The organism is Pseudomonas sp. NBRC 111138 (genome assembly GCF_001320835.1).
GTDB lineage: Bacteria > Pseudomonadota > Gammaproteobacteria > Pseudomonadales > Pseudomonadaceae > Aquipseudomonas > Aquipseudomonas paracarnis.
Genome location: NZ_BCBO01000184.1, coordinates 1 through 846, shown reverse-complemented (window position 1 = coordinate 846; position 846 = coordinate 1). Strand labels below are relative to the sequence as shown.

Below are 846 nucleotides of genomic sequence, written 5' to 3'. Positions count from 1 at the left end.
GTGGTGTTTTGTGAGCGTCGAACTTTCGGTTCATTGCGTCTTCACACACCGCAATCTGGCCTTTCGACTCAAATTGCTTGGGTGTTATATGGTCAAGCCTCACGGGCAATTAGTATTGGTTAGCTCAACGCCTCACAGCGCTTACACACCCAACCTATCAACGTCGTAGTCTTCGACGGCCCTTCAGGGAACTCAAGGTTCCAGTGAGATCTCATCTTGAGGCTAGTTTCCCGCTTAGATGCTTTCAGCGGTTATCTATTCCGAACATAGCTACCCGGCAATGCCACTGGCGTGACAACCGGAACACCAGAGGTTCGTCCACTCCGGTCCTCTCGTACTAGGAGCAGCCCCTCTCAAATCTCAAACGTCCACGGCAGATAGGGACCGAACTGTCTCACGACGTTCTAAACCCAGCTCGCGTACCACTTTAAATGGCGAACAGCCATACCCTTGGGACCGGCTTCAGCCCCAGGATGTGATGAGCCGACATCGAGGTGCCAAACACCGCCGTCGATATGAACTCTTGGGCGGTATCAGCCTGTTATCCCCGGAGTACCTTTTATCCGTTGAGCGATGGCCCTTCCATACAGAACCACCGGATCACTAAGACCTACTTTCGTACCTGCTCGACGTGTCTGTCTCGCAGTCAAGCGCGCTTTTGCCTTTATACTCTACGACCGATTTCCGACCGGTCTGAGCGCACCTTCGTACTCCTCCGTTACTCTTTAGGAGGAGACCGCCCCAGTCAAACTACCCACCATACACTGTCCTCGATCCGGATAACGGACCTGAGTTAGAACCTCAAAGTTGCCAGGGTGGTATTTCAAGGATGGCTCCACGCAGACT

The 846-nt window shown here is 53.1% G+C and carries 1 rRNA gene; it reads right to left on the bottom strand.

The window, feature by feature from the left end:
* Nucleotides 1-88: 88 nt before the first annotated feature.
* Nucleotides 89-846 (bottom strand): 23S ribosomal RNA (locus tag APH41_RS27555); the annotation flags it as partial.